Annotated in this window: 21 protein-coding genes and 1 pseudogene; 4 read left to right on the top strand and 18 right to left on the bottom strand. The window is 57.4% G+C overall.

Features of this window, described 5'->3' with window-relative positions:
- From K5905_RS03310 to K5905_RS03230, 17 genes and pseudogenes are all read right to left on the bottom strand, one after another.
- Positions 1-872: pseudogene (locus tag K5905_RS03310) on the bottom strand (phosphomannomutase/phosphoglucomutase); the annotation flags it as partial.
- A 65-nt stretch (positions 873-937) separates the two neighbouring features.
- Positions 938-1,441, bottom strand: coding sequence for a TIGR02281 family clan AA aspartic protease (locus K5905_RS03305; RefSeq protein WP_297580294.1), 504 nt, complete (start codon positions 1,439-1,441; stop codon positions 938-940).
- 87 nt (positions 1,442-1,528) lie between these two features.
- The gene (locus K5905_RS03300) at positions 1,529-2,428 is read right to left on the bottom strand and encodes a ribokinase (protein WP_297580292.1); all 900 of its coding nucleotides are present in this window, start codon (positions 2,426-2,428) and stop codon (positions 1,529-1,531) included.
- Between the two features lie 104 nt (positions 2,429-2,532).
- Positions 2,533-3,162 carry a uracil phosphoribosyltransferase gene (upp, locus tag K5905_RS03295; RefSeq protein ID WP_297580290.1) on the bottom strand — a complete coding sequence of 210 codons (630 nt, stop codon included), beginning with the start codon at positions 3,160-3,162 and terminating at the stop codon, positions 2,533-2,535.
- A 68-nt stretch (positions 3,163-3,230) separates the two neighbouring features.
- Positions 3,231-4,472, bottom strand: coding sequence for a DUF1688 family protein (locus K5905_RS03290; protein WP_297580288.1), 1,242 nt, complete (start codon positions 4,470-4,472; stop codon positions 3,231-3,233).
- Between the two features lie 13 nt (positions 4,473-4,485).
- A complete protein-coding gene (locus K5905_RS03285) occupies positions 4,486-5,493 on the bottom strand; it encodes an adenosine deaminase (RefSeq protein WP_297580286.1) in 1,008 nt (335 codons plus the stop codon).
- 165 nt (positions 5,494-5,658) lie between these two features.
- Complete coding sequence (locus K5905_RS03280) at positions 5,659-6,879, bottom strand: phosphopentomutase (RefSeq protein ID WP_297580284.1); 1,221 nt, start codon at positions 6,877-6,879, stop codon at positions 5,659-5,661.
- 80 nt (positions 6,880-6,959) lie between these two features.
- Entirely contained in the window at positions 6,960-8,276 is a 1,317-nt protein-coding gene (gene deoA / locus K5905_RS03275) for a thymidine phosphorylase (protein WP_297580282.1), read from the bottom strand.
- Position 8,277: 1 nt separating this feature from the next.
- Positions 8,278-9,054, bottom strand: a complete 777-nt coding sequence (gene deoC, locus K5905_RS03270) for a deoxyribose-phosphate aldolase (protein ID WP_297580280.1) — start codon at positions 9,052-9,054, stop codon at positions 8,278-8,280.
- A complete protein-coding gene (locus tag K5905_RS03265; protein ID WP_297580278.1) occupies positions 9,051-9,860 on the bottom strand; it encodes a purine-nucleoside phosphorylase in 810 nt (269 codons plus the stop codon). Before K5905_RS03265 ends, deoC begins: the two co-directional genes overlap by 4 nt.
- A 6-nt stretch (positions 9,861-9,866) precedes the next feature.
- On the bottom strand, positions 9,867-10,265 hold the full coding sequence (locus K5905_RS03260; RefSeq protein ID WP_297580276.1) for a cytidine deaminase: 399 nt from the start codon (positions 10,263-10,265) through the stop codon (positions 9,867-9,869).
- Positions 10,262-11,230, bottom strand: coding sequence for an ABC transporter permease (locus K5905_RS03255; RefSeq protein WP_297580274.1), 969 nt, complete (start codon positions 11,228-11,230; stop codon positions 10,262-10,264). Before K5905_RS03255 ends, K5905_RS03260 begins: the two co-directional genes overlap by 4 nt.
- A gap of 2 nt (positions 11,231-11,232) precedes the next feature.
- Entirely contained in the window at positions 11,233-12,339 is a 1,107-nt protein-coding gene (locus K5905_RS03250; protein ID WP_297580272.1) for an ABC transporter permease, read from the bottom strand.
- Positions 12,336-13,886 (bottom strand): ABC transporter ATP-binding protein, encoded by a 1,551-nt coding sequence (locus K5905_RS03245; protein ID WP_297580270.1) that lies wholly within the window; start codon positions 13,884-13,886, stop codon positions 12,336-12,338. The genes K5905_RS03250 and K5905_RS03245 overlap by 4 nt, the downstream gene beginning before the upstream one ends.
- Positions 13,887-13,955: 69 nt before the next feature.
- Positions 13,956-14,951, bottom strand: a complete 996-nt coding sequence (locus tag K5905_RS03240) for a BMP family ABC transporter substrate-binding protein (protein WP_297580268.1) — start codon at positions 14,949-14,951, stop codon at positions 13,956-13,958.
- An 87-nt stretch (positions 14,952-15,038) separates the two neighbouring features.
- Positions 15,039-16,040: a BMP family ABC transporter substrate-binding protein gene (locus K5905_RS03235; protein ID WP_297580267.1), complete on the bottom strand. Its 1,002-nt coding sequence runs from the start codon at positions 16,038-16,040 to the stop codon at positions 15,039-15,041.
- A 68-nt stretch (positions 16,041-16,108) separates the two neighbouring features.
- Positions 16,109-17,089, bottom strand: coding sequence for a sugar-binding transcriptional regulator (locus K5905_RS03230; RefSeq protein ID WP_297580265.1), 981 nt, complete (start codon positions 17,087-17,089; stop codon positions 16,109-16,111).
- 555 nt (positions 17,090-17,644) lie between these two features.
- On the opposite strand from K5905_RS03230, the gene K5905_RS03225 reads away from it, so the two are divergent.
- The 4 genes from K5905_RS03225 (at position 17,645) to hrpB (ending at position 22,630) form a co-directional block, all read left to right on the top strand.
- A complete protein-coding gene (locus K5905_RS03225; protein ID WP_297580263.1) occupies positions 17,645-18,496 on the top strand; it encodes a DUF1194 domain-containing protein in 852 nt (283 codons plus the stop codon).
- A gap of 182 nt (positions 18,497-18,678) precedes the next feature.
- On the top strand, positions 18,679-19,110 hold the full coding sequence (locus K5905_RS03220) for a methylglyoxal synthase (protein WP_297580261.1): 432 nt from the start codon (positions 18,679-18,681) through the stop codon (positions 19,108-19,110).
- Complete coding sequence (locus tag K5905_RS03215) at positions 19,107-20,147, top strand: ROK family protein (protein WP_297580259.1); 1,041 nt, start codon at positions 19,107-19,109, stop codon at positions 20,145-20,147. Before K5905_RS03220 ends, K5905_RS03215 begins: the two co-directional genes overlap by 4 nt.
- Before the next feature lie 11 nt (positions 20,148-20,158).
- On the top strand, positions 20,159-22,630 hold the full coding sequence (hrpB, locus tag K5905_RS03210) for an ATP-dependent helicase HrpB (protein WP_297580257.1): 2,472 nt from the start codon (positions 20,159-20,161) through the stop codon (positions 22,628-22,630).
- A gap of 24 nt (positions 22,631-22,654) precedes the next feature.
- Here the strand turns inward: hrpB and putA are convergent, their stop codons facing one another.
- Positions 22,655-25,795, bottom strand: coding sequence for a bifunctional proline dehydrogenase/L-glutamate gamma-semialdehyde dehydrogenase PutA (gene putA, locus K5905_RS03205; RefSeq protein WP_297580255.1), 3,141 nt, complete (start codon positions 25,793-25,795; stop codon positions 22,655-22,657).
- Positions 25,796-25,852 lie beyond the last annotated feature (57 nt).

Genomic DNA, 25,852 nt, shown 5'->3' with positions numbered 1-25,852 from the left:
AGCGCTGAAATATCGCGTGCAAGCATGACACCAACCTTGTCGGCAAAAATCTCTTCACCTTCGTTATCGACGACGCCGCAGCGGTCACCGTCACCGTCAAATCCAAGGCCGACGTCGGCACCGACTTCCAGAACCTTGTCCCGAAGCGCGTGAAGCATCTTCATGTCTTCCGGATTCGGGTTGTAATGCGGGAATGTGTGATCCAGTTCGGCGTCAAGCGGGATGACTTCCGCACCCAGGGCTTCCAGGATTTTCGGTGCGAATGCACCGGCCGTGCCATTGCCGCAAGCCGCGACCACCTTGATCGGGCGCTTCAATTTGGGGCGATCGGTCAGGTCCTTGAAATAGACATCCGCGAAACCGTCAACGAAACGGTAGCTGCCACTGCCTTTCAGATCGAACGCAGCTTCCAGGACGATTTCCTTCAATCGTCCCATTTCGTCCGGACCAAAGGTCAGTGGACGATCGATGCCCATTTTGACACCTGTCCAGCCATTGTCATTGTGTGATGCCGTGATCATCGCAACGGCAGGAACATCCAGCGCGAACTGGGCAAAATAAGCCATGGGAGACAGGGCCAGGCCGATGTCATGTACATTGACACCAGCTGCCAGGAGGCCGTTGATCACCGCCATCTTGATGGATGAGGAATACCCCCGGAAATCGTGTCCGACGACAATGTCGGGTCGCACACCGCGTTCGTGAATGAGCGTACCAATGCCCATCCCCAACGCTTGCATGCCCATGAGATTGATTTCTTTCTCAAACAGCCAGCGGGCGTCATATTCCCTAAAACCTGTCGGCTTCACCATTGGAAGGGTTTCATATTCCAATGTATTGGGGGACAAACTCGGCACGGGTTTCGGAAACATAAAAGCCTCTCAATTTGAAAAAGACGAATGGGAGATTGGAGAAAACGGCTACGACATCAACTGAATTACTGCACCAGTAATAGCGTGCCGTCAGAGATGTCAAACCGTTTCAGCTGATTGAGGACAGACATGCCGAGCAAGGGTTCCCCCAAGCTCTCGTCTTCCAGAACAAGGGCTTCGATGTTTATCAAGCGAATTTCACCGATCCGCAAACCATCAATCACTGCTCTTGCTCCATAGACTGTTCCATTGGCTGTCCGGACTCCATACTTAAAGTCCGAAGGAGACAGAAATATGCCAATATCTTCCGCAACGGATTCAGGCAATGCAGTGACAGTCGCGCCTGTATCAACCAGCATATCGACCGCAAAGTTGTTCAGGTAGGCATCGGCCACGAAGTGTCCCTGGCGATTTATTGAGATCTGGTGGACCCTGTCCTCAGTCTCATCGGTGTTTTTCCTGGACTCGGAAATCAGATTGTTGGTCGCGGCAACCTGGCTTTCCAGAAGACCGGGCAAGAAAGGCGAGGCGCTGACGCAAACCAGAAAAATGAAGACAAACCGCCACATTCCGTACCTTCGCTCCTAACCGCACGGCCGAAAGGTTGATGAAAGCGCAGCTTTATCACGGTTTCCTTAGCAGGCTGTAAAACCGTTTCAGACAATTTGATCTGCCAGATGTCGAATAGCCTCCTTTGGCGGGGCGCTTGACTGGGCTCCGGTTGCCGTACAGGCGAGAGCTCCAGCCGCAATTCCCTCTTTCAGAGCGCGCTCGAAATCCGCCCCCTGATCGAGCCCTGCCGCCATGGCTCCGCAAAACGCATCCCCTGCGCCGGTCGTGTCGACAGCGTGGATTACAGGCGACCTGAGCTCTATGCGCTGATCAAGATACCCGGCGACAACTCCCGCAGCCCCAAGCGTTACCACAACCGAGCGGGAGGGTGTCGTCAGCTCGTCCACAAAAGTACTTGGATCGTTCGAGTGGCCAAGGCGGGCAGCAATTTCAGCAGCTTCGCTTTCGTTGACGACCAATGTGCCGATTTCGTCCAGGCAGGCAAAAAGATCACCTTGAGGAACAGGAGCCGGGTTCCAGAAAACCGAAGCCCCGGCTTGGCCGGCAAACGACAGAGCTTGCCGGAATTCGTCAAACAGCAAATCTCCCTGAAGCAGCAGCGTATCTTGCGGTGACAGTGCAGATTGAAGCCAGCTCGATTCGATCCGGGCGTTTGCTCCGTTGGCCTCGATAATCTGGTTCTCGCCTGATGGGTCAATTCCGATGAAGGCGAGTCCCGTTGTCCCATCGAGTGTACGAACAGCGGACAGGTCCACTCCTGCTTCGCGCAAATTTGTCAGGGCCGGCTCTGAAAACGCGTCCCGGCCGACCGCGCCTACCATTTTCACGTCTGCCCCGGCCCGTCTGGCAGCGAGTGCCTGATTGGCACCTTTGCCCCCCGCAAATGTCTGATGATCCGGTCCGGCGACAGTCTCGCCTGCTTTGGGGAGCCGAGGTACCGCAACGACAAGATCAAGATTGATTGAGCCGAATACCGTAATCATGCCGCCTCCCCTTTTCATCAAAGGTTAGGTCATACGCTCATTGACCGCCAAGAAAAAAAGCGCGAAGACCTGCTCCGCGCTTTTGTGGGTCGGCTTCAAACAAATTACTTGGTACCATACATCCGGTCGCCGGCATCTCCCAGGCCCGGGACGATATAGCCTTTTTCGTTCAGTTTCTCGTCGATGGCAGCAGTGTAAATCGGCACATCCGGATGCATTTCATTGAATTTTGCGACTCCTTCGGGAGCCGCCAGAAGGCACAGGAAACGGATGTTGTTGGCACCGCGTTCCTTCAGCTTCTGAACTGCAGCGATAGCTGAGTTTGCCGTTGCCAGCATCGGATCCACGACGATTACCAGACGCTCGTTCAGGTCTTCCGGCGCCTTGAAGTAATATTCGACCGGTTGCAGCGTTTCCGGGTCCCGGTAAAGACCGACATGGGCCACGCGTGCAGAGGGTACCAGTTCAAGCATGCCTTCCAGGAGACCATTGCCCGCCCGCAGGACAGAAGCAAAGACCAGCTTTTTACCGGCGAGCATCGGGGCCTGCATTTCTGCAAGCGGTGTTTCGATGGTCTGGCGCACGATCGGCAAATCCCGCGTGACTTCGTAGCAAAGAAGCGTTGAAATCTCACGTAAAAGGCGCCGAAACCCCTGCGTAGACGTTCCCTTGTCGCGCATGATGGTCAGCTTGTGCTGTACCAGCGGGTGGCTGATAACATTGGCTCCGGACATATCTGCCTCTCTTGAGTTTGGGTCCGCGTCATGCCGGACCGATCTATTCATAATTCCATGTTCGGGACCTATGCCCCGAACGGCAACCAAAAAACAGACCCCGGGTTCAGAAATTGCCCGAGTTTTTTCCTGTATGCCTCATTCTGTTGCAAAACTCTGTTCCCGGCACGACTTGAACCACCTTCCAAAATGCAGGTCAGCGGCAGCTGGTCTGCCGGAACCTCAAGCTCGTCGCGCAACAGATCCGCAAGCTTGTCGATCAATGCGATGCTGACCGCCCGGATTTCGATCATCCGGTCTTGCGCGTCCTGTGCGCTAACGTCGATATCCATGTCCCGGATCTTCATGACCCCGGTATCGAGAAACAGAGCGGCATGAGTTTCGTCCGACGGTCCAGTCAGACATTCCAGATCCACAACCTCCAATCCCGCCCAAGCATATGGCTCCAGCATGGAATAGACCATTTCCTGAGCTGACAGGTGAAAGGGAACTATCTGATCAGTCTCTTCTCCCGGTGTTGCGTAATGACGAAAGCTGTCACCAAGCATGATGTCGTCCGATTGTGCGCCGCCGTCCCAGACCGGGGCAAGCGCCTCCAGGAGATTGTCCAGAAACCTTGTTGCGCTGACGGCCCCATCGCATTCCCGCGCCAAGCGCGTTGCAAGAAGACCCGGTCTGGTCACATTGCCTTCGCAAAACAGATCCGGGCGCAGGGCGAGGGCCTCTCCGACGCGCTTGAGATGTCGTTGCATGCCTTCCAGCAAACCAGCATCTTTTTCCAAATCCCATTGAAGCCCTGAGGCGAGCTCCTCCAGGTCCAGACGGATTAGCGTTTCCGCATCAACACGATAGGGATCCGACATTTCGCCGGAAAATGATCCGGCGGCAAACATATGAAAAGCCGCAAGTGAGGAGGCCTGTTTTCCGGTCGCCGCAGTCGCCGTCATCGGGTCATTAAAAACCCAGTTTTCCGGACGTTGCGTATTCATAACGCAGGCGAGAACAGCAAGGTCGGCGGAAGCGGACAGCATCTCTTCAGCCGTTTCAAACGCGCGTGCGTTTGCCAGCGCCCCCCAACGGTCAATCCCGCTTTCTTCAAAATCCCGCCAGATGCCGTAGGGCGGGATCTGAATATCGGGATAGTTTTCCTTGGTCGTTTCCAAAACGTTCAGCAAGACGGATCGCAGATCGCTTGCATCAGCCGCCACATGCTTAAGCTCGCCAACCAGCGCCAAATCCAGAAAGTGATGCGCCTTACGACGGACAACGTCCGGATCGAAGAGTTTCAAGGCCGGGTTTTTGTCAGTCATCGAACCGATCCCGTCAGTTGTCTTCTGCAGTCTGATTTGCACTGTCGAGGCGTACAAGCAAACGAGTACGGGTCGCCTCATCACAGAATGCGGCCTCGATCGCCGTGCGGGTCACCGCCATCTGATCTTCGTGCGACCAGTCAAAGGTTGCGGCAACCGAGGCATATTCCTTGCCAAGAGTTGTGCCGAAGAAAGGCGGATCGTCAGAATTCAGCGTGACCTTGACACCTTCACGCCGCAACATATTGATCGGATGAAACCGCAAATGCGTGTAGACACCAAGAGAAATGTTCGAGCCCGGGCACACTTCCAGAACAACGTCTTCATCTGCAAGCCGCTTGACCAGGTCTCTGTCTTCAATGGCACGCACACCGTGGCCGAGACGTTTGACACGCAGGAATTCCAGTGCGGCAACAATGCTGTCCGGACCTCCAAACTCACCGGCATGGGCGGTGGTTCCCAGGCCAGCTTCTGCCGCCATTCGAAAAGCTTTGGAATAATTGGCCGGGTGGCCGGAGCGCTCGTCGCCCGCAAGGCCGAAACCGGTCACCATCGGGTGAGGGTTTCCGATAACTTCCTGGACAACCCGTTCCACCGAGGATGCTCCGAAATGGCGCACGCCGATCGCAATCATTCGTCCCTCGATCGCGGTGTCGTTCTTGGCCCGTTCCATTCCTGTCGCGAGCCCCTCGACATAAGATCTGTAGGACAGGCCTGCAGCCTGGGCATGGTCTGGCGAGATGAATATCTCGCCGTAAATCGCCCCTTCCGCGGCCAGCATGCGAAAATAGGTTTCGGCAAGAAGCGCATAGTCGGCCGGTGTCTTGAACACCGCACTCGCCGTGTCATAGGCCTTGAGGAAGGTGGTAAAATCCGTCCAAAGGTATTTTCCCGAACCATCCAGTACGGACGACACATCCAGACCGTATTGACCCGCAAGTCGCTTCACCAGCGATGGCGGAGCCGCCCCTTCGATATGGCAATGCAGTTCAGCCTTCGGAACCGTAGTGCTCACGCTCATGTCTGGCTATCCTTAACTCTGTGAAACTGGTTCAGGCCAGACGGATTTCTGCCCGTGTGAACCATTTCGCTTTCCGTTGTATCCGTTGCATTGGCAACGAAACCAATTCTGCATTTCTCGCGGTCGAAGCGCCTGTTTCAAACTCTCCCCTGAACGCAAGACGGTTCACAAGAAGCTTGTGCCGTTCGGTCCCTGGGCAACACCGAGGTGTTTAGCGACACTTTCACCGATATCGGCAAAAGTTTTCCGTCCGCCGATGCCCCTTCCCTCAATGCCCGGTCCGGTCGCGATCACCGGAACATTTTCACGTGTGTGATCCGTTCCCCGCCACGTCGGGTCACAACCATGGTCGGCTGTGAGGATCAGCAGATCTCCCTCACGCATTCTGGCGATCAATTCCGGAAGACGTTGGTCAAAGTGTTCAAGGGCAGCCGCATAGCCTGGAACATCACGGCGGTGACCATAAAGGGAGTCGAAATCGATGAAATTCGAGAAGACGAGATCACCGTCCTCAGCCATATCCATGGCCGCCAGCGTCTTGTCGAACAGCTGATCGTTGCCCGCCCCTTTCAGGACTTTGGCAACGCCCTGATGCGCAAATATGTCAGAAATCTTGCCGACGCCGATCACGGTTCGGCCATCAGCAGCCAACCGATCGAGAAGGGTCGGTTCCGGTGGCAGCACCGAATAGTCGCGCCGATTTGCGGTGCGCTCGAAAGTGCCCGCAGTTTCGCCGGAAAACGGGCGTGCTATCACACGCCCGATGTTATAGGGGTCGGCAAATTCGCGTGCGATCTCACACAACCGGAACAGCTTTTCGAGGCCGTACTGCTCCTCATGCGCGGCGATCTGAATAACCGAATCCGCAGACGTGTAGAAAATTGGCTTGCCGGTTCGAACATGCTCGTCACCCAGCTCGGCGATTATCTCCGTACCCGAGGCGTGTTTGTTTCCCAAAATACCGTCCAGGCCCCCTTTCTCACTGATCTTTGCAATCAGTTCGTCCGGAAATGTCGGAATGGTCTCCGGGAAGTAACCCCAGTCGAAACGCACCGGAACACCAGCAATTTCCCAGTGACCGGAAGGTGTGTCCTTGCCGTTGGAAACCTCGGCGGCATATCCCCAGAGACCTTCCGGTTCGCCGGAAAACTCTAAGCCCGGAACATCCTTTCCGGTGGACAGTCGGCCCGCGGCCCCAAGGCCCAACCGGTCCAGGTTCGGCAGCGAAAGTGGTCCATTGCGCAGACCATCGCGATCGCCCTGCCCGCTTGCGCAACGTTCTGCGATGTGTCCCAAAGTATCCGACCCGGCATCGCCAAAAGCGTCCGCGTCTGCGGCGCCACCGATGCCGAAGCTGTCTAGCACGCACAGAATTGCACGAGGCATGGGCATCTCCTCAAATTATTCTTTTGCCGGCAAAGGCCGGAGTGGCACCGGAAACCATTTCCCGGCACCAATATTTTGTTTCAGGGCGCGATGCGGTCAACAACGCTCGGGTAGTCCGTGACATCTGCCGCGGAGCCAATCTTGTAGGCATTGCGGACAACAACAGCTGCCGCCTCGGCTTCTTCTTCCGTTCTTGCATGAACAATCGCCAGCGGCGCATCCGGATCGACGGTGTTGCCCACCCCAGCCAGGTCGGTCAGCCCGACAGCTGGATCAATCACATCTGCCGCTGCCCGGCGTCCACCACCAAGGGCCACAACGGCAACGCCGACAGCCCGCGCATCCACTTCCGTGACCACGCCCTCTTGCTCGGCATAGATCGGTGCAACGACAGGTGCCTTTGCCAGGTAAAGCTCGGATTTTTCCATGAAGTCCGCGGGGCCACCGAGGGCATGGACCATCTGTCCGAATTTTTCGGCAGCTTCTCCGCTGTCGAATGCTTCGCGCATCATGTCCGCACCGGCTTCCGCTGTGCCTGCAATGCCACCGGAGGCAAGCAATTCGCCGCCTTGAGCGACCGTGACATCCCACAGGCGATTGTCGACGGCTGTTCCCCTCAGGAAGTCAACCGCGTTTTGCATCTCAACAGCATTGCCGGCGGCCGAGGCCAGCGGTTCGTTCATGTCAGTCAGCAGAGCCGTTGTCCGCAGACCGGCGCCATTGGCAACCAGCACCAGACTTTCGGCAAGCGCTCTTGCTTCCTCGAGCGAGGCCATGAAAGCGCCGGAGCCCCATTTGACGTCAAGCACCAGCCCCTGCAATCCGGCAGCCAGCTTCTTGGACAGGATCGAGGCTGTGATCAGGTCGATGCTTTCCACCGTGGCCGTGACATCGCGGATGGCGTAAAAACGCTTGTCGGCCGGTGCCAGATTGCCGGTCTGACCAATAACGGCGCAGCCGACTTCCTTGACCACCTTCTTGAACAATTCATTGTCCGGCTGGGTCTTGTAGCCGGGAATGCTGTCGAATTTGTCGAGTGTGCCGCCCGTGTGCCCCAATCCGCGCCCGGAGATCATCGGAACGGCGGCGCCACATGCAGCAAGCGCCGGCGCGAGCATCAGCGAGACGTTGTCGCCAACGCCGCCGGTCGAGTGTTTGTCAAGCACGGGCGCTTCAATGTCGGACCAGTCCATGACGTGACCGCTGTCGCGCATGGCAAGGGTCAGTGCAACGCGTTCGTCAATTGTCAGCCCTTTGAAGAAGACCGCCATGGCGAGCGCGGAAACCTGACCTTCCGTCACCGATCCGTCGGCGAGGCCTTTCACAAAGAAAGCGATTTCCTCCGCGTCGAGGACACCCCCGTCGCGTTTCTTTCGAATTAGTTCCTGCGGCAGCATTTTAGTATCCTTGATTGGCCGTCGGTTCCTTGCCCTCAATCGTGGCAGTCAACGCATCCAGAAGACCGCTTGCGCCGAAACGGAATGTGGATGCGGATACCCAATTATGGCCCATGATCCTGTCCGCCAGCGCCAGATAGGACGCAGCATCTTCTGTTGTCTTGATGCCACCGGCCGGCTTGAAGCCGATGACACGTTCGGCGTCTTCCCGGCGAGCTTCCTCGATTGCCGTCAGCATGATCTCAGCAGCATCCAGCGTCGCATTGACAGCAACCTTGCCGGTGGAAGTCTTGATGAAGTCGGCTCCGGCTGCAATCGCAACATTCGAGGCTGCATGGATCAGCAGCGGATCCTTGATCTCACCCGTTTCCAGGATCACCTTCAGGATCGCCGGCGCAGGAATGATCGCCTTAATGCGGATGATCTGCTCCTCGGCAAAGCCTTTGCGGCCTTCCACAAAAGCCTTGTAGGGCATCACGAGATCAATCTCGTCAGCACCATCGGCAATTGCCTGGCGGGTTTCGGCCACAACGGCTTCGGTATCTTCTCCGCCCGCCGGGAAGTTGACCACGGTTGCGACCTTGACGCCGGTTCCGGTCAATTCCTTCACGGCCTGCGCGACAAAACGCGGCCAGACGCAAACGGCGGCAACGGAGCCGTGATCCGTAACTGTGCGGCCAGTCAGCCTGGTAATGTCTTCAGCCGTACAATCATCATTCAGGTTGGTCAGGTCGACCAGCCCAAGCGCCCGTTTTGCAGTTTCAATCATGTCACTCATTGACCGATTTCCTTCACAAACGCCCGCACCAGCTCTTTCATGCGCTCCATGCCCTGCAACGCGACCGATTTGGTTTCATCGTGAGAGAGGCCATGGCTCTGCATGCCTGCGCCGTAGTTGGTGATGATCGACATTGCCGCAACCCTGAGCCCAAGGAAACGCGCCATGATCACTTCCGGAACGGTTGACATGCCAACGGCATCGGCGCCAAGCAGTTTGGCCATGCGTATTTCTGCCGGTGTCTCAAAAGACGGACCGGAGAACCACATATAAACACCCTCTGCAATCGGATCGCCGGTTTCCTCGGCAACCTTCTTCATGGCCGCGCGCAAATCCGGGTCATAGGCCGCACTCATGTCAAGGAAGCGTTTTTCGTCCTCCTCGCCGATCAGCGGGTTCTTGCCGGACCAGTTGATGTGATCGGAGATCAGCATCGGAGACCCCGGCGCAACTTCTTCACGCAGGGAGCCGGCGGCGTTGGTGGCAAGCAGAATTTCACATCCGAGCTCTTTCAGGGTCTCGACCGGTGTGCGCATGACAGTCGGATTTCCGCCCTCGTAGTAATGCGCCCTTCCCGACAGAATCACGACCGGCACTCCTGCCAGCGTGCCAGCGACAAGTTCGCTGGAATGAGAAGTCACGGTCGACACCGGAAACTCGGTCAGGTGGGAATAGGGAATGCGAACGGCATCCTCGACTTCCTCGGCCAATGCACCGAGACCGGATCCGAGGATCATGCCAATCTTGTAGGAGCCCTGACGGGCAGCGCGGACGATTTCCGCGCACTCACGGCCAAAACCACTCATCGAGGGTCAGTCCTTTTCATGCTCTAGTTCAAATGCGGCCGGCAGCAGTTCATCCAGAGTGAAACTGCGCTTGATGCCATTCAAATCAGCGACGTGAACAACCAGATTGTCCGTGCCGAATTCGGCGAACCGCTGACGGCAGATGCCGCAGGGTGTGCACAAGGCCGCGTCACCGATCACGACGGCCTCTTCGATTTCCCGGTGCCCGGCAGCGATCATTGCACTCACTGCACCGCCTTCAGCGCAGACACTCACCGGATAGGAGGCATTTTCCACGTTACATCCCGTAAAAACCATCCCATCAGGGGTACGGAACGCCGCACCGACCAGGAAATTCGAATAAGGGGCATATGCCTTTTCGCGTACTGCCTTGGCAGCGTCGAAAAGCGCGTTCAGATCACTCATGAGCGCTCCTTCAGATATGGAATGCCGGCTGCCTTCGGCGGGATCGCCTTGCCAATGAAGCCGGCCAGCAGGACCACTGTCAGAATATAGGGCAAGGCCTGGAAGAACTGGACCGGGATCTCGCCAATGCCGGGTATTTCCTGACCCTGCATGCGGATCGCAGTCGCGTCCAGGAAGCCGAAAAGCAGACAGGTGAACATGGCGCTGGCCGGTTTCCACTTGGCAAAAATGAGGGCCGCCAGGGCAATGAAGCCTTTACCGGCTGTCATGTTGACGCCGAAACCCGAACCTTGCGCAATCGACAGGTATGCCCCGGCGAAGCCACAAAAGATACCGCAGGCAATCACGGCACGATAGCGGAGCCAGGTAACTGAAATTCCGGCCGTATCCACGGCTGCGGGACTTTCACCGACAGCACGCAGACGCAGACCAAAGCGCGTGCGGAACAGCACCCACCAGGTCAGCGGAACCGCGAGGAATGCCGCGTAGACAAGAATGTTGTGACCGGAGAGCAATTCGGCATAAATCGGACCGATGATCGGGATCTCGCGAACCTGTTCTGCCAAGGGCCAGGCTACGTCCCGGAACCGCCCGCCTTCAGGCAGCGACGGTGTCCTACCACCCTGCCGGAACCAGGTCTGTCCGAGCAACGCAGTCAGACCAGCGGCCAGGAAGTTGATGGCAACGCCTGAGACAATCTGATTGCCGCGGTTTGATATCGACGCAAATCCGTGCAGCAATCCGAGCGCAACAGAAACGCCAATACCGGCGAGAAGACCGATCCATGCATTGCCGGTGAGATAGGCCACGGTGCCCGCTCCAAAAGCGGCACCAAGCATCTTGCCTTCCAGACCGATATCGACAACGCCGGACCGTTCGGAGTAAAGACCCGCCAAACAGGCCAGCAAAAGCGGTGTCGACAGACGGACGGTGGAATCAAGGATCAGGATAAAATCTTCGAACATGATCACGCCTCCTTCGCAACAAGTGGCCGGGAGGGCGTGAACAGCCTGACAATCGTCGGCCTGAACATGTGCTCAAGCGCACCGGCGAAGAGAATAACGAGACCCTGAATGACGATGATCATGTCGCGGGTGATGTTGGGCATCTCGAAGGAAAGTTCCGCCCCACCCTGGTAGAGCATGCCGAACAGGATTGCGGCCAGGATGATGCCGACCGGATGGGCGCGGCCCATCAGTGCAACAGCGATCCCGACAAACCCGTAACCGGTAACAAAATCGATCAGCAGGCGATGCTGGGAGCCCATGATTTCATTGATCGCCATCATGCCCGCAAGACCACCGGAAATCAGCATGGTGATAACGATTGTACGGACAGGTGAAATTCCGGCATAGATCGCCGCCGTGGCATTGGCGCCGAAGGACCGGATTTCGTAGCCGAGTTTCGTTCGCCAGATCAGCAGCCACACGAGAAGACATGCAGCCAGTGCCACGAACAACGACAAGTTCACAGGCGCATATCCGAAGCCAAACGAGGGAAAAAGGTCATTGAGGAACGGCAACCGACCGCCATCTTCAAACGTTCTCGTCTCCGGCTGCATCGAACCCGGCTTCTTCAGCAAGTTGTTGAGCAGATAGACCATCAACGACGAGGCGATGAAGTTGAACATGATGGTGGTGATCACCACGTGGCTGCCGCGTTTTGCCTGCAGCCATGCCGGAATTAAAGCCCAGGCGGCCCCTGTCGCTGCGGAGCCGATAATGGCAAAAGGCAGCGTTATGTACCAGGGTACGTATTGGTCCAGCGCCAAACAGGCAAACGCGACCCCGAGACCACCGATATAGGCCTGACCTTCACCGCCGATGTTGAACAGGCCTGCGTGAAACGCGACCGCAACCGCGAGACCGGTGAAAATGAAGTTGGTGGCATAGAACAGCGTGAAGCCGATCCCCTCGCCATATCCGAGAGATCCCCAGACAAGGATCTGAACGGCTTTCAGCGGGTTTTCTCCAATGAGGATCACCACCAGACCGGACACCAGGAAGGCGGCGGCAAGGTTCAGGAACGGAATCAGGCCGAAATCGACCCAACGTGGAAGCTGACCGGCAGTCATTGGACGCCCCCCTCGGCAGCATTGTTGTTGTCTACACCCGCCATCAGCAGGCCGAGGTCGCCCTCTTCAGCGTTGGCGCCGCGTTCACCGACAATTCTGCCGTCGAACATCACCAGCACACGGTCGGACAGGGCCCTGATTTCGTCGAGCTCCACCGAGACAAGCAGGATGCCCTTGCCGGCATCGCGCAGTTCCACAATCCGGCGGTGAATGAACTCGATCGCACCGATATCGACCCCGCGGGTCGGCTGGCCGATCAGCAGGACTTCAGGGTCCCGCTCGATTTCACGCGCCAGAACGATCTTCTGCTGGTTGCCGCCTGAGAAGTTGGCGGTTTTCAAAAGCGGATTGGGTGGTCGGATATCGTATTTCTCGATTTCGCTGACCGCCGCTTTCTTGATAGCCCCCAGATCCATCAATAGGCCTTTGGAATAGGCCGGGTCGCGGTGATATCCGAGGATGGAATTCTCGTATTCGGTAAAGCTGTTGATCAACCCCATTCGATGCCGGTCTTCCGGCACGTGCCCCATATTCTTGGCCCGCATATCCGCAGCATCCAGATGACTTGCACCCAGATCAATGGTTTCACCGTTGATCTTCAAAGTGCCGGTCGTTGCGTGACGAATTCCAGAGAGCGTTTCGAGAAGTTCCGACTGGCCGTTGCCGGAAACACCGGCTATCCCGACGATCTCACCGGCACGGACGGAGAAAGATACGTCCTTGACCACCTGCACGCCCCGACTGTCGGTGACGGTGAGGTTTGCCACCTCCATCACCGGCGCCTCGGGCTCTGCCGGCTTCTTATCGACCCTCAACAGAACCGAGCGACCGACCATCAGTTCGGCCAACTCTTCCATCGAGGTGTTCTTCGTTTCGCGTGTCGCAACCATCTCGCCGCGGCGCATGACCGACACCATGTCGGTCGCAGCCATGATTTCGCGCAGCTTGTGGGTGATCAGAAGGACGGTTTTGCCCTGGTTCTTCAAAACCTCAAGGATCTTGAAAAGGTGATCTGCTTCGGCAGGTGTCAGCACACCGGTCGGTTCATCGAGGATCAGCACCTCCGCGCTTCGATAGAGCGCCTTCAGGATTTCCACACGCTGCTGCAGACCGACCGGCAAGTCTTCGATCAGCGCATCGGGATCGACCCGCAACTCATATTCGTCTTCCAGACGCTTTAGCTCGGTGCGTGCGCGCGCCAGACCACCGGCCAGCATCGCGCTGTCTTCCGCTCCGAGAACAACATTTTCCAAAACCGAAAAATTGTCGACCAGCATGAAGTGCTGGTGCACCATGCCGATACCCATGCCAATGGCGGCCTTTGAATCCGGGATCGTCACCTTCTCGCCGTTGACGAGTATGTCGCCATTGTCGGCGTGGTAGAACCCGTAGAGAATGGACATGAGCGTGGATTTACCCGCGCCATTCTCGCCGATGATCCCGTGGATCGATCCTTTTTTGACAACAAGGTCGATGTCCTTGTTGGCGTGAACCGGACCAAAGCTCTTGTTGATCCTGCGCAGTTCAATTGCCGGCGTTTCGTTCATGCCTTCCCCCAGGCCTGACGGTTTTTATTGTTCATTGTGATCTGCCTCGCACCACCAATGCGCATACCCTTAAAAGGGACACGTTCCCTCTGTGACGACGTCGTGGACCTTGATGGTCCCGTCCGAGATTCCCTGCACGGCCGCGTCCGCTGCCGTTTTCATCTCATCGGTGATGAGGCTTTTATTGTTGTCGTCCAGAACCCAATCCATGCCGCCATCGGCAACACCCAACACCCGAATGCCCGGCTGAAACGCTCCATCCTTTTCAGATTGGAAACTGTCGAACACGGCATTGTCCACCCGTTTGCGGATGGATGTCAGAACCTTGCCGGGATGCAGACCGTTCTGGTTGCTGTCCGTTCCGATACCAAGAACATCTGCGTCGGCCGCGGCCTGAAGAACGCCCAGGCCCGTGCCTCCGGCAGCCTGCAGAACGACATCCGCTCCCCGCCTGATCTGGCCTCTGGCAAGTTCACCACCACGAACCGGATCCGTAAACGCCGCCGGAGTGTCACCGGTCATGTTGTAGAGAATATTCAAGTCCGGGTTAACCGACAGCGCACCCTGTTTGTACCCGCACAGGAAGCGGTGGATGATCGGGATATCCATACCGCCAACAAAACCGATCGTCCCGCTCTTCGACGCCATGGCGGCCAGAACGCCACCGATATAGGCGCCTTCCTGCTCCTTGAATACATAGGAGCGGACATTGGGATGATCGACCACCATGTCGACAATCGCAAAATCCGTTTCCGGAAAGTCAGGTGCGACCTGGTCGAGTGCATTGGCCTGATTGAAGCCGATTGCAACAACCGGCGTGTTTCCGCGGCTGGCGAAATTGCGCAAGGCCTGAACGCTCTGAGCATCCCGCTCCAGGGCAAACTCCCGAACCGTCTGGCCGGTCTCCTCCTGAAACCGTTTCACGCCGGAATAGGCACTTTCGTTGAACGATCCGTCGAACTTGCCGCCAACGGAATAAACGATGGCCGGGTCGGCGCAGGCAGCCGTGGCGGTAAACACCACAGCAAAGGCTGCAGCGAAAATGCTTGAATTTTCACGAAACATCCGGTCCCCCGCGAAGGTTGAGCGGTCGATAATTCTTTTAGAAAGAACCTCCGCGTGGCGACACGCGGAGGTCTGATGGGACTTGCCTTAGTTCGGGCAGGACTGGTCGGCCATGTAGTCGTGAACGACGATCTCGCCGGAGATGATCTGTTGGGTAGCCGTTTCGACGGCGGCCTTCATTTCATCGTTGACGAGTTCAGCGTTGTTGTCGTCCAGCGCCCAGTCAACGCCGCCTTCCTTGAGGCCGAGTACCTCGAAGCCGGAAGACCAGCTGTCGTTCTCCGCATCTTCGAATGCCTGGTAAACAGCAATATCAACACGCTTGAGCATGGAGGTCAGAACGGAACCGGGATGTAGGCCGTTCTGGTTGCTGTCCACGCCGATGCCGAGCTTGCCGGCATCTGCCGCAGCCTGAAGAACACCGATGCCCGTGCCACCAGCTGCGTGGTAGACAACGTCCGCGCCACGATCGAACTGGGACTTGGCCAGCTCACCGCCCTTGACCGGATCGTTCCAGGCTGCACCGGTGGTGCCGGTCATGTTCTCGAAGATCTCGGCATCCGGGTTTGCGGCTATAACACCCTGTTTGTAACCACAGGCGAACTTGGAGATCAGCGGAATGTCCATGCCGCCAACGAAGCCGACCTTGCCGGTTTCAGAAGACATGGCAGCCAGCATGCCGACGATGTAGGAGCCTTCATGCTCCTTGAAGAGAATGGAGCGCACATTCGGAAGATCCACGACCATGTCCACGATTGCGAACTGCGTGTCCGGGAATTCCTTGGCGACTTTTTCAACAGCGTTGGCCTGGGAGAAACCGATTGCAACGATCGGATTCATGCCGCGCTTGGCAAAGTTGCGCAGAGCCTGTTCACGCTGACTGTCGTTCTGAATTTCGAAATCGCGGTACTCGATGTTGTAGTCCTGCTTGAACTTTTCCGCACCGGTATATGCCGCTTCGTTGAACGACTTATCGAAACGGCCGCCAAGGTCGTAAAGTACAGCCGGTTTGATGTCAGCAGCCGAAGCGCCAGCAACGGTAACGGCCAGTCCGGCAAGCGCCGTGCCGATGGTTAGAAACTTTTTCACGTATATGTCCTCCGACATGCGGGGGCCTGACTTGACGCCGACCCGTTTCCCCTCGAGACCCAGCCGCTTCATGCGGACTGTGCCAACTGCAATCCGACCCTTGAACTCAGAGCCCTCGCAAGGGTCTCATCCGCCACAAGGTCGGTAATGACACCGGTGCGCAGTGCGGCAAGCGTGGCATCCACCTTGCTTTCCCCACCCACCAGCGCAATCACGCGGCTCCCGCGCACTTCATCGAAGTGCAGCCCAACAGCACATTCGCCGATGGGATTGGGAGCCAATTCGCCGTCGATCATCAGAAAACGGCCCATCAGATCACTGACGGCACCGCCCGACATCAAATTTTCCTGTTCCTGCTTGGAAATAATGCCACGCTGAACGAGATGGCCTTCGTTCTCGACCGAGCCGATACCGATGAGGAAGGCATCCGACTGCCGCGCACGCTCCATGAGATCCTGAACGCTGCGCTGTGTCAGAAACATCGCCTTTTCATCCTGGTTTTCCGCAAAATAAGGGACAGGGAGGTAGTAACCGATACCTCCGGTCCGCTCCTGCATCTTCTGGACGATGTCATACGGGTTCGCCGCCAGGGTTCGGGTCAGCGAGCCACAGATCGACATGATTTCCAGATCAGAGCGCGCAATTTTCGGCAGCGCTTCGACCGCTGCCGTCAAAGTCCGTCCCATGCCGACACCGAGGCGTTTCACGTTGGAGCCGCTCAGAAGTCCCGTGAGGAACTGGGAAGCCGAGACCGCGACAGCCCGCAAGGCGCTGTCATCATCGCCGCCAAGATCAGGCGCGATAATGCAGTTCTTCAGCTTAAAATGATGAGTGAGTTCTTTTTCAAGCTCCAGGCATTCCATCGGTCGTCCATCAACCTGGAACTTCACGTATCCGGCTTTTTGCGCATGGGCGATCAGACGATGAACCTTCGCCGGGGAAACCCCGAGCTGCGAGGCGATCTCCCCTTGCGTCCGACCACCCACGAATGACAGCCAGGCGGCCCTGATGGCCATATAAGATGTCCAGTCGTCGTCGCGTGTCTGCATCCGCGTCGAAGCCTTCCCCTTCAAGCCGGGTTAACCGAGAATTCGGCCTCCCAACTGTGCCTTGCTCCGCTTGGAGCATTTCTTGTTCCCGGTACAGCCATGAAGTGGCTCGCCGAAAAATTCTTCACTTAGTGAGAATTTCTTCAGATCATGACCAGCCTGAGTGCTGTCGTCAACTAAAAAACATCCGGATTTTGGGAAAATAGCACCATTTTCAGGCAAGTACGCAGTGATTTCGCCACTTTTGCGAGCCGGAAAAATTTGCCGGGCAATGCCGTAAACGTGACTCTACGCGGAAAAAGTTGCCTAGCAATCAGGAAAATAATGCCTATCTGTGGAATATATGCACTCCGTGCGCATTTGATTTTGCCAGATAAACAAAAATCCGGTACTCTTGGCATGCAGCTTGCAAAGTAAATCGATAAGCTGAACCGAGGCAATTGCAAGTGCCTCAGTAACTTTCACAAGGAACGGAAAGATCAGGAAATAAGATAACAAAATAAAATTGGGGAGACGTGGCACGAACAGCCGAAAGGCTGAGCTAAGGAGAAAACCATGCGTCTCGACACAACAAAATTCTGTGCACTGACAGTTGCTAAAGGACTGTCTCTCATATTCGCGGCAATCCTTCTCGCCGCACCATCAGCGGCCAGGGACTACCGCCCGGCTCTGCTTGCGTCTACGCAATATACCTATGATCCGGCCAGCGAAGTGGATGTGGAACTCGTTCTGGCTGTCGATATCTCTCAATCCATGGACACAGAGGAACAGGAAATCCAGCGCGCCGGATATGTGGCGGCACTGACTTCCCGTGAATTTCTCGATGCCATCCAGGTAGGGCCCATCGGCCGAGTTGCCGTGACCTATATGGAGTGGGGTGGAGTGGATGAACACTTTATCGTAGCCGACTGGACAGTGATCCAGGATGCATCGACGGCATCGCATTTTGCTACCAAGATTGCCGAGGCGCCTTTGCGACAGGTCCAGAGAACCTCGATTGCCTCAGCTTTGGAAAAATCCGTGTTTCTGGTTCAAAACAACCAGTTCATGGGTTTGCGTCAGGTGATCGACATTTCCGGGGACGGTCCGAACAATCAGGGCGGATCAGTTACCGAAATGCGGGACCGCATGATCGCCTCCGGAGTGACCATCAACGGACTGCCGCTGATGATGAAGTCGAACAAGAACACCTGGCAGGCCATGCTCAACCTTGATCATTACTACGAAGACTGCGTCATCGGCGGCCCCGGGTCCTTTGCCATTCCCGTCCGCTCAAAAGAAGGTTTCGCCGACGCCATCCGGATGAAACTGGTGATGGAAATTGCCGGCCTGCGCATGCCGGAACCGGATGCCTATTTCCAGACGGTTGCCGGTCGCGAGCCCATTCGCTGCAATCTGTTCGACTGATCAGCCACGTCTTCTCTCGTTTTCTCCTGCCGCGTTCCAACCCGGAACGCGGCTTTTTCTTTCCCTCTATTCTAACCGATTTAAATGGCTCTATTCGCTTCTTTTACATCACCCTTTGCGCTCTCCCCGCTTTGCCGTTAAACACGGTCCCGCTGCGTGTTGCTTTGCAAAGAGGATCCTCAATGCCTGCCACTCCCACTCTTGCGCTGGTTGCGCATGACGCCAAAAAAGATGCCATGGTGGAATTCGCCAAACGCCATCGTGAAAAACTGGCGGCGTTCCAGCTGGTTGGCACCGGCACCACGGGTGGCCGTATCCACGAGGCCTGCCCGGAACTCAACATCACCAGGCTTAAGAGTGGCCCCCTGGGCGGCGACCAGCAGATCGGCGCAATGATCGCCGAAGGCACGCTTCAAGGTCTGTTCTTCTTTGTCGACCCGCTCTCACCAATGCCGCATGATGTCGACGTCAAGGCCCTGATGCGTCTGGCTGTAGTGTATGATATGCCCATGGCCCTCAATCCCTCGACAGCGGACATCCTGTTGCGCTCCGCCCGCCTGCAAGGCCTCAAGACAACGTCCGACATTCCTGAAGTTGGCACCACTGCATCATGAGTTTTTCCGAAAATCCCAAAGCTTTTGCTTATCCTGTTCTGGTTGCCGACATCGGTGGCACCAATGCGCGATTTGCGCTGGTGGACCACAAGAACGCGCCCACACGCATGTGCGGAAAATCCGCGACAGCCGACCATTCCGATATTTCATCGGCAATCAGGGACGTCGTTTATCCCGAGACCGACGTGAAGCCCCGAACCGCCATCATCGCGGTTGCCGGCCCTGTTACAGGAAACGTCATTCCCCTCACCAATGCCGAGTGGGTCATAGAACCCTTGAAGATGATTGCCGATCTCGGTGTTGAGGAAGTCATTGTTCTGAATGACTTTGAGGCCCAGGCATTGGCGCTGCCCGGTTATCGCGGCGAAGATATCGAGCAGATCGGCACCGGCGCAATCCGGGCCGAAAGCGCCAAGTTTGTTCTTGGCCCGGGCACCGGGCTTGGGGCTGCGGCCATGATTTATGCGTCCGACACCTGGATACCCGTTCCCGGTGAAGGCGGGCATGTCGAACTTGGGCCGGTAACCGCCGAGGATTTTGAAATCTGGCCGCATATCGATCGCTTCGGCGGGCGCCTCGGTGCGGAACAGTTGTTGAGCGGGACAGGTCTTCCCCGACTTGCCAAGGGCGTCACCCGATGGATGAAAGCCGAGCGTAACTTCGAAACGCCCGCCAGCATCACAATGGCTGCCGAAGACAACGATCCGGTGGCAGTCCGAACGCTGGAAGTCTTTGCCCGTTGCCTTGGTCGTGTTGCCGGAGACTTTGCTTTGACGGTACTCGCCCGCGGTGGTGTCTATCTGACCGGTGGTGTCACACCACGGATCACAAGGTTTCTCACAGATAGCGGTTTTCGGGCGGCCTTTGAGGCCAAAGCACCACATGAGGACCTGATGAGCAAGATACCGACCTTCATTGTGCGGCATCCGGACCCGGCTCTTGAAGGCCTGGCCTCGTATGCCCGGTCACCGGAAGCGTTTGCCGTCGACATGAAGGGCCGCCGCTGGATTGCGCCGGCAACATCTGACGCCGTCTGACGACATTGCCGATGGCCCCTGCCCGTACTTTCAAAACACCCCTGCCGATTGACGGCGTGTTGCCAGCCCTTCTTCAGACCCTGAAGGATCGCAGCAATGCGGTCCTGGTTGCCGAACCGGGCGCCGGTAAAACCACGCGCGTCCCCCTTGCCCTGCTGGACGCGGACTGGATCGGGGACGGCAAGATCCTTGTGCTGGAGCCCCGCCGGCTTGCTGCAAGGGCGGCAGCTCGACGTATGGCGTCCGAACTCGGAGAACGGCCGGGAGAAACCGTCGGCTACCGGGTGCGTATGGAGACGAAGGTAAGCGCGAAGACTCGTATCGAGGTCATCACGGAAGGTGTCTTCACCCGGCTTATTCTGGACGACCCGGAGCTGAATGGCATTACCGCCATTTTGTTCGATGAATTCCATGAACGCTCGCTGGACGGCGACCTGGGTCTCGCTCTCGCACTCGATGTTCAGTCGGCTCTTCGTGAAGACCTGCGTCTGTTGCCGATGTCGGCCACGCTCGACGCGGCAGGTATCTCAAAACTTCTCGGAGAAGCTCCTGTCATTGAAAGCCAGGGACGAAGCTACCCGGTCGAAACGCGATATCTGGGCCGGGACGCAAAAGAGCGAATAGAACCGCAGATCGTGCGTGCCGTTCGACAGGCACTTGCCGAGGAGACCGGCTCTGTATTGGTCTTTTTGCCGGGACAGGGCGAGATCAAACGCAGCGCTGATCTGCTGGCTGGAAAGGTCCCGAGCAACTGCCAGATCGCACCGCTTTACGGCGGATTGGACGCCAAGGCCCAGGATGCCGCCATTCGACCAGCAGCGAAGGGTACCCGCAAAATCGTTCTAGCCAGCGCGATCGCGCAAACCTCGCTGACCATTGAAGGGGTCCGGGTTGTGATCGACAGTGGATTGGCGCGGGTTCCCAAATATGAACCGCAAACCGGACTTACGCGCCTAGAAACTGTCCGCGTTTCCCGTGCTACAGCCGACCAGAGGCGAGGACGCGCGGGTCGGACGGAGCCCGGTGTTTGTTACCGGCTTTGGGACGAAGCCCAGACGATGGCACTTCCTCGTGCGGAATCACCCGAAATTCTTGAAGCAGACCTGACAGGACTGGTTCTCGATCTGGCCGCGTGGGGAACGCTTGACCCGGATGCGCTCTCCTTTGCCGATCCACCACCCAAGGCGGCCTGGGCGGAAGCAAAATCCTTGCTTCAGGACCTGCATGGACTTGATCGGGGTGGTGGCCTGACACGTGATGGCAAGGCCCTTGCGAGACTTCCACTTCATCCGCGCCTTGCTCATATGGTTCTGGAAGGCGTCACTCGGGGATTGGGCTATTCTGCCGTTTTGATCGCCCTCCTTCTGTCCGAACCGGGACTCGGAGGTCGGGATCCCGACCTGCGTAACCGATTGCAAAACCTGCTCCGAGACAAGGGACAACGCGCCAGGGACGGCAAAGCACTTGCGGAACGCTGGTTGAAACTTGCCGGAGGCACAGGAACCGACGTCGATGCTGAAAGCTCCGGATTTCTGCTGGCGCTTGCCTATCCGGACAGGATTGCACAGGCCCGGGGTCAGACCGGACGTTTCCGGCTGGCCAATGGCAGGGGCGCCGAGCTTGAGCGGGAGCACGCGCTTTCTGGTGCGTCTTTCCTGACGATTGCCGAGATCCAGGGCAAGGCCGCCAACGGACGCATTCAGCTGTGTGCTCCAGTCACTCGAGAAGAAATCGAGGAACTTTTTGGTGCTGACATTGTAGAAGAAGACGAGGTTCTGCTGTCCGGTGACGGTGCGTTGAAAGCCCGCAGGGTTAGGCGCTACAAAGCTGTGGAACTGCAGTCGGTGACGATACAAGCCGCCAACCCGACAGCTGTCGAAAAGGCGCTTATCGGTGAAGTCCGCCGCCGCGGCATTTCCCGTCTGCCATGGAGCAAGGACCAGTTGCGTCTGCGCAAGCGCGTCGCCTATGTCCGCGAAAATGGTGCCAGCGAATTGCCGGATCTTTCCGATGAGGCGCTGAGCGAAAGCCTTGAAGACTGGCTCCAGCCGTTTTTGGTGGGCTGCACGAACCTGAATGCACTTGATGCGGCCGTTCTTGGGAACGCTTTGGCGGCCAGGCTGCCATTTGATGCCGCTGCCAAACTCGACGCGATGGCGCCGCCACACTTCACAGCGCCGACAGGGAGCAAGGTGCCGATAGATTATGGCGCGGCCGCCGGTCCGACGCTTTCGATCCGGGTCCAGGAACTGTTCGGCCTGAAAGAGCATCCGAGTGTCTGCGGCGGCAAGCTGCCGCTCATTCTCGAGCTTCTGTCACCGGCGCAAAGGCCGATCCAGATTACCAAGGATCTTCCGGGTTTCTGGAAAGGCTCGTGGTCGGACGTCAAAGCCGACATGAAGGGCCGCTATCCCAAACACCCCTGGCCGGATGATCCGACGTCAGCGGAAGCCACAAGACAGGCCAAGCCGAGGGGGAGCTGACCCCCTCGATCATATGTTATTCGATCAGTCGTCCGACGCTGCTACCAGGCTGGCATTGCCACCGGCAGCGGCCGTATTGATCGACACCACCTGTTCCAGTGCAAATCTTGTCAGATAAATCGGCCCACCAGCCTTCGGACCGGTGCCGGAAAGGCCGGAACCTCCAAAGGGTTGCGTGCCGACGACAGCGCCAATCGTGTTGCGGTTGACATAGACATTGCCGACGGAAAGCCTGTCGACGACTTTTTTGACCGTTGCATCAATACGGCTATGAACGCCGAGCGTCAGACCGTAACCGGTGGAGGCAATCTGGTCGAGAACCGCATCAATGTCGCTAGCCTTGTAGCGCACAACATGGAGCACAGGACCGAAGACCTCGCGGGTCAACGCCTCGGCCTTGTCGAGCTCAATGATGTGCGGCGCGACCCAGGAACCGTTCGCCAAGGCACCGGTGGGCGTGTCGCCGGCAAAACGCAGCGTCTGGCTTTCCTTCATATCGTCTATATGGGCCTTGATATTGTCCCGCGCCTCTTCGTCGATCACCGGGCCGATATCCGTGGCCGGCAGGCGCGGATCGCCGAGACTCAGTTCTTTCGCAGCTCCTTCGAGCATCTGTAAAAGCGGTTCGGCGACGTCTTCCTGCACGTAAAGAAGACGCAAGGCCGAACAGCGTTGGCCGGCTGAGCGGAATGCGGACATCATGACATCGTCGCAGACCTGCTCCGGCAGAGCCGTCGCGTCCACCAGCATTGCGTTGATGCCACCGGTTTCGGCCACCAGAGGAACGATCGGACCGCGTTTTTTCGCCAGCGTTCCGTTGATCGCCCAGGCGGTTTCGGTAGACCCGGTAAAGGCAACCCCTGCGACTGCCGGATGGGACGTCAGCGCTGCACCGATATCGCCTTCCCCCGGAACGAGCAGAAAAGCATCTTCCGGGATACCCGCCTGATGCATCAACTTGGCGGTTTCATAAGCAATCAGTGGAGTTTGCTCCGCGGGTTTCGCGACCACGGCATTGCCGCCGAGAAGCGCGGCGCTGATCTGGCCGAGGAAGATCGCCAGCGGAAAGTTCCACGGAGAAATGCAGACGAACACTCCACGACCACGATAGCGGTATCGGTTTTCCTCGCCGGTGGGGCCGGGCATCAGGCGGCCGTCACCGAACAGTGTTTTGGCTTCATGGGCATAGTAACGACAGAAATCGACGGCTTCGCGAATTTCGGCAATACCGTCTGTCAGGCATTTTCCCGCCTCCATCGACAGGATCATCATGAGCCGGTCACGGTTTTCCTCAAGAAGGTCGCCAACCTTCGCAAGTGCTGCTGCACGTTCATTGACCGGTTTGCGCGACCAGGCTTCAAAACCCTTCTGAGCGACTTCAATTGCCTTCGTCGCCGTGTCCGTGTCGGCAAATCGCACCGTACCAACCCTGGTGCTGCTGTCCATCGGTGCAAACACCGGATGCGGATCGCCTGTACCAGTCAGACCTTTTCCGAGTGGACCAGCATCTGTGAACGGGGGCGTCGTTTTCGCCATGCCTTCGACAAGGTCATTGCGTTCCGCCGCGCATCCGAATTCGATGCCTTCGGAGTTCCGGCGACTGTCGCCATAAAGGTCCTTTGGCAGCGGAATCGAGCGATTGACCGCATGATGACCGTTATCGAGTATTTCCGCTGGCCGCTTCAGCAGCCTATCGACTGAAACGGAGGCATCACCGACAATCGTCACAAATGACGAGTTCGCACCGTTTTCCAGGAGGCGGCGGACAAGATAGGCAAGCAGGTCCTTGTGTCCGCCCACCGGAGCGTAGATCCGGCACGGGAAACCGTCGCGCTCGCAGATCGACTTGTAAAGGCTTTCTCCCATGCCGTGGAGGCGCTGAAACTCGTAGCCTTCCGATTTTCCACCGGCAAGTTCGATGATCTGGGCGACCGTCAGCGCGTTGTGTGTGGCAAACTGCGGATAAAGAACATCACGGGCAGCCAGCATACGCTTCGCACAGCACAGATAGGAAAGGTCCGTAGCAGCCTTGCGGGAAAAGACCGGATATCCATCGGCCCCCTCTTCCTGGGCGAGCTTGATCTCCGTATCCCAATAGGCACCTTTGACGAGCCGAACCATAAGTTTGCGGTTGGTCTTGCGGGCTGCATTCACCAGCCAGTCGATCACGTGGATACCGCGTTTCTGGTAGGCCTGAACGGCCAGACCGAAACCGTCCCATCCCTCCGTTACCGGATCGGCCAGCAAGGCGGCAATGACATCCAGGGAAATTTCCAGACGGTCGGCTTCTTCTGCATCTATGGTGAAATTGAGATTCCGGTCCTTGGCCATCTGCACAAGTTCGCGCAGACGCGGCAGCAATTCATCGCGAACACGCTCGCCTTTGACGGCCTCGTAGCGCGGATGCAGCGCGGAAAGTTTCACCGAGATGCCTGGACGGTCCGGCAGCGGTTTGTCACCGGCTGACTTGCCGATCGCTTCAATGGCATTAGCATAGGACTGGAAGTAACGCTCTGCGTCTTTCAGGGTTCGCGCACCTTCACCGAGCATGTCGTAAGAATAGCGGTAACCTTTGGTTTCCTGCGCTTTTGCCCGTTCCAGTGCTTTTTGGATTGTCTCGCCCAGCACGAACTGGTGACCGAGCAGACGCATTGCCTTGCGGGTCGCCATGCGTACGGTCGGCATGCCCATACGTTTGACAAGGCTTGAAAGAATGCTCTGGGGCGTGTCGCCCGGGTGCAGCAGGCGAGAGGTGATACCTAGTGCCCAGGACGATGCAGAGACGAGCCAGGTATCGGATTTGTGCCCGGAGGGGTCATCGAAACGGGCTGCTGCCAGCTTGTCTTCGATCAGCTTGTCAGCCGTGCCGGCATCGGGAACACGCAAAAGGGCTTCGGCAAGCACCATCATCGCCAGGCCTTCACGCGTTGTCAGACCAAATTCGCGCATGAAGTCCTCGACTCCACCGAGACCGACCTGGACGGAGCGCATGTCCTCAATATAGCCGCGTGCGCGCTGATCAATCAGTTTTTCAACAACAGGGTCACCGGCAGCCTCCTTCAGAAGGGCTTCCACCAGTTTTCTGTCATCAGGGGCATAGGCCGCCCGGAACGGCTCGAGATCAGCACCATCAATTGTTTTCATGGCAGCAGCAGTTGCGGTCATGAACACCTCCCAAAAGGGCCCTCTGCGGGCCAGACCATTGCATTCCCCTAAAATACG

Origin of the sequence: Roseibium sp., assembly GCF_025698965.1 — a bacterium.
Classification (GTDB): domain Bacteria; phylum Pseudomonadota; class Alphaproteobacteria; order Rhizobiales; family Stappiaceae; genus Roseibium.
This window is presented reverse-complemented; position numbering and strand designations above follow the sequence as displayed.

Coding starts and splice junctions, on each gene's coding strand:
- putA (WP_297580255.1), bottom strand. CDS start 25,795: ATGACCGCAACTGCTGCTGCCATGAAAACAATTGATGGTGCTGATCTC.
- K5905_RS03230 (WP_297580265.1), bottom strand. CDS start 17,089: ATGCAGACACGCGACGACGACTGGACATCTTATATGGCCATCAGGGCC.
- K5905_RS03240 (WP_297580268.1), bottom strand. CDS start 14,951: ATGTTTCGTGAAAATTCAAGCATTTTCGCTGCAGCCTTTGCTGTGGTG.
- K5905_RS03300 (WP_297580292.1), bottom strand. CDS start 2,428: ATGATTACGGTATTCGGCTCAATCAATCTTGATCTTGTCGTTGCGGTA.
- K5905_RS03285 (WP_297580286.1), bottom strand. CDS start 5,493: ATGAGCGTGAGCACTACGGTTCCGAAGGCTGAACTGCATTGCCATATC.
- K5905_RS03225 (WP_297580263.1), top strand. CDS start 17,645: ATGCGTCTCGACACAACAAAATTCTGTGCACTGACAGTTGCTAAAGGA.
- deoA (WP_297580282.1), bottom strand. CDS start 8,276: ATGCTGCCGCAGGAACTAATTCGAAAGAAACGCGACGGGGGTGTCCTC.
- K5905_RS03255 (WP_297580274.1), bottom strand. CDS start 11,230: ATGTTCGAAGATTTTATCCTGATCCTTGATTCCACCGTCCGTCTGTCG.
- hrpB (WP_297580257.1), top strand. CDS start 20,159: ATGGCCCCTGCCCGTACTTTCAAAACACCCCTGCCGATTGACGGCGTG.
- K5905_RS03245 (WP_297580270.1), bottom strand. CDS start 13,886: ATGAACGAAACGCCGGCAATTGAACTGCGCAGGATCAACAAGAGCTTT.
- K5905_RS03260 (WP_297580276.1), bottom strand. CDS start 10,265: ATGAGTGATCTGAACGCGCTTTTCGACGCTGCCAAGGCAGTACGCGAA.
- K5905_RS03290 (WP_297580288.1), bottom strand. CDS start 4,472: ATGACTGACAAAAACCCGGCCTTGAAACTCTTCGATCCGGACGTTGTC.
- K5905_RS03265 (WP_297580278.1), bottom strand. CDS start 9,860: ATGAGTGGTTTTGGCCGTGAGTGCGCGGAAATCGTCCGCGCTGCCCGT.
- K5905_RS03250 (WP_297580272.1), bottom strand. CDS start 12,339: ATGACTGCCGGTCAGCTTCCACGTTGGGTCGATTTCGGCCTGATTCCG.
- K5905_RS03305 (WP_297580294.1), bottom strand. CDS start 1,441: ATGTGGCGGTTTGTCTTCATTTTTCTGGTTTGCGTCAGCGCCTCGCCT.
- K5905_RS03215 (WP_297580259.1), top strand. CDS start 19,107: ATGAGTTTTTCCGAAAATCCCAAAGCTTTTGCTTATCCTGTTCTGGTT.
- K5905_RS03220 (WP_297580261.1), top strand. CDS start 18,679: ATGCCTGCCACTCCCACTCTTGCGCTGGTTGCGCATGACGCCAAAAAA.
- deoC (WP_297580280.1), bottom strand. CDS start 9,054: ATGAGTGACATGATTGAAACTGCAAAACGGGCGCTTGGGCTGGTCGAC.
- K5905_RS03280 (WP_297580284.1), bottom strand. CDS start 6,879: ATGCCTCGTGCAATTCTGTGCGTGCTAGACAGCTTCGGCATCGGTGGC.
- upp (WP_297580290.1), bottom strand. CDS start 3,162: ATGTCCGGAGCCAATGTTATCAGCCACCCGCTGGTACAGCACAAGCTG.